The sequence below is a fragment of the Achromobacter sp. genome (genome assembly GCF_032102605.1).
Taxonomy (GTDB): Bacteria; Pseudomonadota; Gammaproteobacteria; order Burkholderiales; family Burkholderiaceae_B; genus Achromobacter.
Genome location: NZ_DAMDGT010000024.1, coordinates 39,086 through 47,746 on the forward strand (window position 1 = coordinate 39,086; position 8,661 = coordinate 47,746).

8 protein-coding genes are annotated in these 8,661 nt (G+C 68.0%); 5 read left to right on the forward strand and 3 right to left on the reverse strand.

Going from position 1 to position 8,661, the window contains the following annotated elements; translation table 11 throughout:
* Window positions 1-5: 5 nt before the first annotated feature.
* The 3 genes from paaG to RT614_RS28455 are packed head-to-tail and all read right to left on the reverse strand — an operon-like array spanning window position 6 to window position 3,143.
* A complete protein-coding gene (gene paaG, locus RT614_RS28445) occupies window positions 6-812 on the reverse strand; it encodes a 2-(1,2-epoxy-1,2-dihydrophenyl)acetyl-CoA isomerase PaaG (RefSeq protein ID WP_313625873.1) in 807 nt (268 codons plus the stop codon).
* Window positions 809-1,921: an acyl-CoA dehydrogenase gene (locus RT614_RS28450; RefSeq protein ID WP_313625875.1), complete on the reverse strand. Its 1,113-nt coding sequence runs from the start codon at window positions 1,919-1,921 to the stop codon at window positions 809-811. Before RT614_RS28450 ends, paaG begins: the two co-directional genes overlap by 4 nt.
* 31 nt (window positions 1,922-1,952) lie before the next feature.
* Window positions 1,953-3,143 (reverse strand): acyl-CoA dehydrogenase family protein, encoded by a 1,191-nt coding sequence (locus tag RT614_RS28455; protein ID WP_313625876.1) that lies wholly within the window; start codon window positions 3,141-3,143, stop codon window positions 1,953-1,955.
* 215 nt (window positions 3,144-3,358) lie between these two features.
* Here RT614_RS28455 and RT614_RS28460 point away from each other — a divergent pair, with 215 nt between their 5' ends.
* The 5 genes from RT614_RS28460 to RT614_RS28480 are packed head-to-tail and all read left to right on the forward strand — an operon-like array spanning window position 3,359 to window position 8,484.
* The gene (locus RT614_RS28460) at window positions 3,359-3,763 is read left to right on the forward strand and encodes a Zn-ribbon domain-containing OB-fold protein (protein WP_313625878.1); all 405 of its coding nucleotides are present in this window, start codon (window positions 3,359-3,361) and stop codon (window positions 3,761-3,763) included.
* The gene (locus RT614_RS28465) at window positions 3,760-4,932 is read left to right on the forward strand and encodes a thiolase (protein ID WP_313625879.1); all 1,173 of its coding nucleotides are present in this window, start codon (window positions 3,760-3,762) and stop codon (window positions 4,930-4,932) included. The genes RT614_RS28460 and RT614_RS28465 overlap by 4 nt, the downstream gene beginning before the upstream one ends.
* 16 nt (window positions 4,933-4,948) lie before the next feature.
* The gene (locus RT614_RS28470) at window positions 4,949-6,466 is read left to right on the forward strand and encodes a class I adenylate-forming enzyme family protein (RefSeq protein ID WP_313625881.1); all 1,518 of its coding nucleotides are present in this window, start codon (window positions 4,949-4,951) and stop codon (window positions 6,464-6,466) included.
* A 58-nt stretch (window positions 6,467-6,524) separates the two neighbouring features.
* Window positions 6,525-7,496 carry a tripartite tricarboxylate transporter substrate binding protein gene (locus RT614_RS28475; RefSeq protein WP_313625883.1) on the forward strand — a complete coding sequence of 324 codons (972 nt, stop codon included), beginning with the start codon at window positions 6,525-6,527 and terminating at the stop codon, window positions 7,494-7,496.
* A 19-nt stretch (window positions 7,497-7,515) separates the two neighbouring features.
* A complete protein-coding gene (locus tag RT614_RS28480) occupies window positions 7,516-8,484 on the forward strand; it encodes a nitronate monooxygenase family protein (protein WP_313625884.1) in 969 nt (322 codons plus the stop codon).
* Window positions 8,485-8,661: the final 177 nt, after the last annotated feature.

Below are 8,661 nucleotides of genomic sequence, written 5' to 3' on the forward strand. Positions count from 1 at the left end.
GCACATCACTTGCCCTGGAATGCCGGCGTGCGCTTTTCGGCGAACGCGCGCATGCCTTCCAGGTAGTCGTCGGTGTAGCCCAGTTCGCGCTGCAGGCGGCATTCCAGGTCGAACTGCTGCGCCAGCGTGTTGCCGCTGGACGCGTGCAGCGCCGCCTTGGTGGCGGCGTAGGCGCGCGTGGGGCCCGCGGCGAGCGTGTCCGTGACTTGGCTGATCGTGTCGGCCAGCGCGGCGTCGGGCACCACGCGCCAGATCAGGCCCCAGGACTCGGCCTGCGCCGCAGAGACCGATTCACCGAACAGCGCCGCGCCCATCGCGCGCGCCGACCCGACCAGGCGTGGCAGGAACCAGGTGCCGCCCGCATCGGGCAGCAGTCCGATCTTGCTGAACGCCTGCACGAAGCGGGCGGACTCCACGGCAAACACCACGTCGCAGGCCAGCACCAGGCTGGCGCCTGCGCCGGCCGCCACGCCGTTCATCACGCACACCACGGGGACAGGCAGGGCGCGAAGGCGGTTGATGAGCGGCCGATAGGACTTTTCCAGCATGAGGCTCAGGTCGCGGCGGGAGCCATCCTCTGCGGGCTTGCGCTCGCCCAGGTCCTGGCCCGCGCAGAAGCCCCGGCCCGCGCCCGTGATCACCAGGCCTCGCAGGCCCGCGTCGGCCTCCAGCACGTCCAGCGCTCGCGCCAGTTCGCCGTGCATCACTTCCGTAAAGCTGTTCATCCGCTCGGGCCGGTTGAGCGTAATGATACCCACGCCGCGTTCCAGCGTGAAGCGGATCTGCGTGAATTCTGCCGCGTCGGCGCTCATGCCAGATCCTCCAGTACGGCCAGTTGCTCGGCGGTATCGCCAAGCAACTGGTCCACGACCGTCAGGCGTTTGAAATAGTCGCCGACCTCCAGCTCATCCGTCATGCCCATGCCTCCGTGCAGTTGCACCGCCATCTGCGCCACCAGCCGCCCTGCCCGCGCAGCCTCGAGTTTGGCCGACGCGATCATGCGGCGCTGCTGCGCGGCGTCCGGTTCCGACAGCGCCGCGACCGCCACATAGGCCATCGACAGCGCCAGTTCCTTGGCCACCAGCATCTCGGCCAGGCGATGCTGCAGCGCCTGGAAAGACGCCAGCGGCTGGCCGAACTGCTTGCGCGTCTTCAGGTAGTCGACGGTGATGTCCAGCAGGCGCTCCATGGCGCCCGCCGCGTGCGCGCACAGCGCGGCCGTGCCCCACTGCAACGCCCGCGCCAGGGCCTGGTCGGCGACGGCGCCCTCGGCGAGCAGCGCGCTGGCTGGCAGGCTGACCGAGTCCAGATCCAGCCGGGCGCAACGTGCGCCATCCAGGGTGGGCGTATCGGTGATGCGCACGCCCGATGTATCGGCGGGCACGGCCAGCAGCACCGTTTGGCCGTCATCGCCGCGCGCGCTGACGAACCAGGCGGCGGCGGCCGCGCCGTGCCAGACCAGATGCTTGGCGCCTTCCAGCCGCCAGCCTTCGGCGGTGCGCGTGGCGCGGCAATCCTGCGCGTCGGTGTCGTAGCGGCGGCCGGGCTCTTGCCAAGCCACGCTGACGATGGTCTCGCCGGAGGCGATGGACGGCAGCCACTGGCCGCGCGCCGCGTCGCCGCAGGCATCGGCCAGCGCGCCGCCCATGACGGCGCTGGGAATGACCGGTTCGGACACCAGCCCGCGGCCCAGTTCGACGTGCACCGGCAAGAGGCTTGCCGGCACTTCGCCGAAGCCGCCGTGGTCCTGCGAAATGTTCAAGCCCAGCACGCCCAGCTCCGCCAATGCGTTCCAGGCCTGCGGGTCCAGCTTGCCGGCCGCCTGCCGCGCGCGGCGCTGGGGAAAGGTCCATGCCTGGTCCACCAGGCGGCGCAGGCTGTCCGCCAGCATGCGCTGTTCTTCGGTGTAGATGAAATCCATGCGTCGTGTTCCTGTGCGATTGCGCGCCGGCCTACAGGCCCAGCACCAGGCGGGCGATGATGCCCTTCTGCACTTCAGTCGTGCCGCCATAGATCGAGGTCTTGCGCATATCCGCGTACCCCGCCCCTGCGGCCGCTGCCATTTCTGGTCCGGGTCCGTGGAAGTCGTTGTCGGCCAGCAGCCAGTCCGGGTCGTAGGGCCAGCATTCAGGGCCCGCGACCTCCATCTGCAGCATGGCGAGGTCTTGCTGGATCTCGGACCCGCGGATCTTCAGCACCGAGGCCTCCGGCCCCGGCGTGCCGTCATTGCTGGACGCCACGCGCAGCAGCAGCATCTCCAACGCCATGATGTCGACTTCGACGCGCGAGATCCGGTCGCGCATCCGGCTGTCTGCCAGCAGCGGCCTGCCGTGCGATTGCGCGCGCGCCGCCATGTCCTTCAGGATGCCGAGTTCGCGGTAGCAATGGCCCAGCCCGGCGATGCCCGTGCGCTCGTGGCCCAGCAGATACTTGGCGTAGGTCCAGCCCTGGTTTTCCTCGCCGACCAGGTTGGCCGCCGGCACGCGCACGTTTTCCAGCCACACCTCGTTGACGTCGTGGCCGCCGTCCAGCGTGCGGATCGGCCGCACGGTGACGCCCGGATCGCGCATGTCGAGCAGCAGCATCGAAATGCCGCGCTGCGCGCGCGCGTCGGGGTCGGTGCGCGCCAGGCAGAACATCCAGTCGGCGTACTGCGCCAGCGTCGTCCAGGTCTTCTGGCCGTTGACGACGTAGTCATCCCCGTCACGTTCGGCGCGGGTCTTCAGCGAAGCGAGATCCGATCCGGAGCCCGGCTCGGAGTAGCCCTGGCACCACCAGTCCTGCACCCGGATCATGCGCGGCAGCAGTCGGGCCTTCTGTTCGGCGTTGCCATACTTCATCAGCACCGGGCCGATCATCGACAAGCCAAACGGCAGCAGCCTAGGCGCGCCGGCCTTGAAGCATTCGACCTCGAAGATCAGGCGTTGCAGCGCATTCCAGCCCGTTCCGCCGTATTCCACGGGCCAGTTCGGCGCACCCCAGCCCTGGTCGGCCAGGATGTTGTGCCAGCGCACGTAGTCGTCGCGTTCCAGCCGCTGATGCCGCAACACCTTGTTCCGGATATCGTCCGGCAGCTTGGCGGCGGCAAAGGCGCGCACCTCGTCTCGAAATTGGCGCTCTTGCGGCGTCCAGGTCAGGTTCATGGTCCACCTCCTTTGCCCGGTATCTAGCCACGGCCCGTACGCCCGGACAATCTGCCTCTTCCGAAGACGGCCTTCGCGCCGCGTGTAGGGAACCTGCGCCACTACGCATTGGCAAAAGTCCTGCTTCAGCAATGAAGAATGGCCGAAGCCGGCCGGTGTGCCGACACTAGGGCCTGTTCAGATTCGCCCGTCATTCATTGGAATTTCATCGCACCATGACTGCACCCGATCAGACCGACAGCGCGTCGCAAGGCGTCGAAGCCCAGTACCGCCAGGCGCTCGACGAAGGCCGCTTCCTTATCCAGCATTGCGCCGGCTGCGACCGCGCCGTGTTCTATCCCCGCATGCTCTGCCCCCATTGCGGCGCGGACAAGCTTGCCTGGACCACGCCCGACGGGCGCGGCACCGTCTACTCCACCACGGTGGTGCGGCGCAAACCCGAAGCCGGCGGCGACTACAACGTGGCCCTGATCGACCTCTCCGAAGGCGTCCGGCTCATGAGCCGCGTCGAAGGCGTCAAGCCGGAGGCCGTGCGCATCGGCATGGGCGTGCGCGCCCAGGTGATCCAGCAGGACGGCCACGGACTGGTCGTATTCGTTCCCAACAAGGAGGCGCAATGACGCTGAAGGACTTGCGCGGCGCGGTGGCGGTGGCCGGAGTGGGCCACGCCGGCCTGGGACAGGCCGCGGGCTACACCGAAATGGAAATCCTGGTGCAGGCGGCGCAGCGCGCCGTGGCGGACGCCGGCCTGACGATGCAGGACATCGACGGCATCTGCACCGCCAGCGTGGCCGCGCCGATGTGGGCGATGCCCGTCATCGAGCACCTGGGCATCCGCCCCACCTTCATTGACAGCACCATGCTGGGCGGCTCCAGCTTCGTGGCGCACCTGATGCCCGCGCTGCATGCGCTGGCGTCCGGCCAGTGCAATGCCGTGCTGGTCTGCTACGGCAGCACGCAGCGCACGTCCACGCTCAGCCGCGCCGAGATCGGCCGCGTGCGCAAGCAGTTCGATCCGCAGCCCTACGAGACGCCCTACGACCCGCTCAGCCCGCTGTCGTCGTACGCGCTGGCCGCCGCGCGCCACATGCATCAGTACGGCACGCGCCGCGAAGACCTGGCGCAAGTGGCGCTGGCCGCCAACCAGTGGGCGCAGCTGAATCCCGAGGCGCAGCTGCGCGAGCCCGCCACGCTGGACCAGATCCTGTCCGCCCGCATGGTGTCCGACCCCTTGAGCGTGCGCGACTGCTGCCTGGTCACCGACGGCGCGGGCGCGTACGTGCTGGTGCGCGCCGACCGCGCTCGCGACCTGCCGCGTCCGCCCGTGTACGTGCTGGGCAACGCCACGGCGGTGTGGAACCGCCAGATCTCTTCCATGGAAGACCTGACCGTGACGGCCGCCAAGGAGTCCGGCGAGCGGGCCTTCGCCATGGCCGGCCTGGCGCCCAGGGACATCGACGTCGTGGAACTCTACGACGCCTTCACCATCAACACGCTGCTGTTCCTGGAAGACCTGGGCTTCTGCGGCAAGGGTGAAGGCAAGGATTTCATCGCGGGCGGCGCCATCGCGCCCGGGGGCCGGCTGCCCGTCAATACAAACGGCGGCGGACTGTGCTGCGTCCACCCCGGCATGTATGGCGTGTTCATCATGATCGAAGCCGTCCGGCAGTTGCGCGGCGATTGCGGCGACCGCCAGGTCGCCGGCGCCCAGCTTGCGCTGGTGCATGGCAATGGCGGTACGCTGTCCAGCCAATCGACCGCCATCCTGGGCACCCAGGCAACTCTTTGATCCGCACGCAACACCCATGTCTCAAGCAGAACCCATCACCCGCATCCACGAAGTCCTGGCGCATCAGGCGCACAAGCAGCCCGACGCCATCTGCCTCTACGAAGAAGGCGGCGGCACGCTCACGTATGGGCAGCTTTGGCGCCGGGTCCAGGACACGGCTAACTGGCTGCAGGCGCAGGGGGTGCGCTCGGGCCATCGGGTGATGATGGTGGGCGAGAACTGCGCGGCGATGATCGCGGCGCTGTTCGGTTGCGGCGTGGTGGGCGCGTGGCCCGTGGGCGTGAATGCGCGCCTTTCCCCGCGGGAGATCGACAACATCCGCCAGCACGCGCAGCCGGAACTGCTGCTGTACACCAGCGGCGTATCGCCGGCCGCCGCAGCCCATGCCGCAGCCGCCGGGGCCGTCGATGCGGACGCCGCTGTCTGGGGCCCCGGGTTGCAGGCCGCGCGCGCCCCCTCGCCAACCCAGGCGGAAACCGGCGACCAGGCCAGCGAAGTCGCGACGGTGATCTACACATCCGGCACCACCGGTGCGCCGAAGGGCGTGATGGTGCCGCACCGCGGCCTGGTGCATTTCGCGCGCGTCTCGGCGGCGTCCAGGCGCCTGACGCCGCGCGATATCGGTTACGCCGCGCTGCCGATGTCGCATATCTTCGGCATCGCCACCGTGCTGATGGCGACGCTGCATGCGGGCGCCAGCCTGGTGCTGCGCAGCCGCTTCGATCCGGCCGATGTATTCAAGGCGCTGGCGCATCCCGGCGTCAGCATCCTGCAGGGCGTGCCCACCATGTTCAGCCGCATTATGGCCGCGGCGCCGCCCCGCGCCGACCTGCGCGCGCCTGCCCTGCGCTATGTGTACACCGGCGGCGCGGCGCTCGACCCCACGCAGAAGCGCGACGCCGAACGCTACTTTGGCGTTCCCATGCACCATGGCTACGGCATCACGGAATACGCAGGGTCCATGTTCATCACCGATATCGACGCGCCGCGCGACGATTGTTCCGCCGGCTACGCGGTGGACGGCGTCGAAATGCGCATCGGCACCCCCGATGCCGCGACGGCTCCCGGCGAGCGCGGCGACATCCTGATCCGCGGGCCCGGCGTCATGCTGGGCTACTACCGCAATCCGGAACAGACGGCGCAGGCGCTGCTGCCCGGCGGCTGGCTGAACACGGGCGACATCGGCTATGTGGACGCCAGCGGCGCACTGTTCATCGCGGGGCGTTCGAAGGATCTGATCATCCGCTCGGGGTTCAACGTCTATCCGATCGAGGTCGAATCGGTCATCAACGCGTTCCCCGGGGTTCGCCTGTCTGCAGTCGTTGGCCGCAATACCGCCGACCACAACGAAGAGGTCATTGCGTTCGTCGAGCCTTTGCCGGGCGCAACGGTCGACACGAACCTGTTGATGCTGCACCTGCGCGCCCAGCTTGCGCCGTACAAGCGGCCGTCGCAGATCATTCCCGTCGAGACGATTCCCACCACCGTCAGCGGCAAGATTCTGAAGCAGCCGTTGAAAGAAAGGCTGGCGTAGGCGCGGGACTGACGTTCCGCTCCACGACCCGCCACCCATGCACAAAGGAGACAAGAGCGTGAACATCAAAACCCTTATCGCCGCGGCCGCAGCCATGGCCGCATTCGCCGCCCCTTCCGCGCAGGCGGAAACGTATCCCGACCGTCCCATTCGCCTGCTTGTCGGCTATGCGCCGGGCGGCCCGGTGGACACGACGGCACGCGTCTTCGCCAAATACCTGGGCGACAAGCTGGGCCAGACGGTGGTGGTGGAGAACCGCGCAGGCGCGAGCGGCATGATCGCGTCGGACGCAACCGTCAAGGCAGCGCCCGACGGCTACATGCTGGGCTTCGCCGCCAGCCCCACGCTGACCATGTCGCCGCTGGTCCAGCGCAGCACGCTCTTCGATCCGCGCAAGGATTTTTCGTTGATCGGCCTGGTGGTGGACTACGCCAACGTGCTGCTGATCGGCCCGCAGATCCCGGCCAAGAACGTGGGCGAACTGGTGACGTACGCGCGCGAGCATCCGGACGCGGTCTCGTTCGGCTCCGCCGGCATCGGCGCGTCGAACCATCTGTCCGCGGAACTGCTGAAGAAGCAAGCGCAGGCATCCATGCTGCACGTGCCCTATCGCGGCAATTCGCCCGCGATGATGGACGTGGTCAGCGGCAAGGTGACGTTCATGTTCGACATCACGAGCACGGCGATTCCGTTCATCAAGAGCGGCAAGGCGCGCGCGCTGGCCGTGACGTCGAAAACGCGCAATCCCGAGCTGCCGGACGTGCCGACGATGATGGAAGCCGGCATGAAGGATTACGAGGTGGTCGGCTGGTACGCGCTGGTGGGGCCGAAGAAGCTGCCCGAAGCCGTGTCGGCGCGCCTCACCCGCGCGCTGGGCGAGGTGTCGAAGGACCCGGCCTTCCGTCAGGCGATGACTGAGGGCGGGTACACGATCAATACCGGCGATTCCAAGGCCCTGCAGGCCCGTATCGACCGCGAGTACGCGTTGTGGTCGGACGTGATCCAGACCGCCAATATCCAGGCCAATTGACCGTTACCGGAGTTTTACGATGAATCCCCCGTCCGCACTGCGCGACCACGTCCGCCTGCCCGTCATCGGAGCGCCCATGTTCCTGGTCTCGGGGCCACAGCTGGTGGTGGCGCAATGCTCGGCGGGGATCATCGGCACTTTTCCGTCGCTGAATGCGCGGCCACAAGAGCAGTTGCAGGAGTGGATCACGCGCATCGAGACCGGCCTGGCCGCGAAGCGCCGCGCCGATCCGTCGGCGAAGGTGGCGCCATACGGCGTGAACCTGATCGTGCATCCCAGCAATCCGCGCTGGCAAGGCGACCTGGCGATCTGCGCCGAACGCCAGGTGCCGCTGCTGATCACGTCGCTGCACGCGCCGGAGGCGGTGGTGAAAGCCGCCCACGCGTACGGCGGCATGGTCTATCACGACGTGACGAACGTGCGGCACGCCAAGCGCGCGCTGGACGCAGGGGTGGACGGACTGATCCTGGTTGCAGCGGGCGCAGGCGGCCACGCGGGCCAGATCAATCCGATCGCGCTGGTGAACGAGATCCGCGCGTTCTACGACGGGCCTTTGGCGCTGTCGGGCTGCATCAGCCACGGCAAGGACATCCTGGCGGCACAGATCCTGGGCTGCGACTTCGCGTACATGGGCACGCGCTTCATCGCCACGCAGGAGTCGCTGGCAGGCGATGGATACCGGGAAATGGTGCTTGCGGCGCAGGCGGCGGACGTGACTTATACCCCTTACTTTTCGGGCGTTCCTGCTAATTATCTGTCGGCCAGCATTCAGGCGGCGGGACTGGATCCTGTGGTTCTGGCGAGCAACGGCGTGGCGCCGCCGGCAAACATGGACAAGAGTACGCGGCCCAAGGCCTGGAAGGATGTTTGGAGTGCTGGGCAGGGGGTGGGGGCTGCGCAGGAGATTCTGGCGGTGGGGACGTTGGTGGAGCAATTGGAGGCGGAGTATCTGGGGGCTCGGGAGGAGGCGCTGCGGGGGTGGAGGTGATGGTGGAGGAGGTCTTTGAGGCTGGTGTACGCCGGAGTTCTTGAGACGCCCGGCGCGGCGTGGGCCTGGGGTGGGCGGGGCTACGATTGCGGTCCGGAGCCTTCGCTCCGGACTGCCCCGTCCTCAACCTTGTATGGTGTGGGTGCGCCTTCCTCTGTAGGAGGGTGCTGGGGTAGG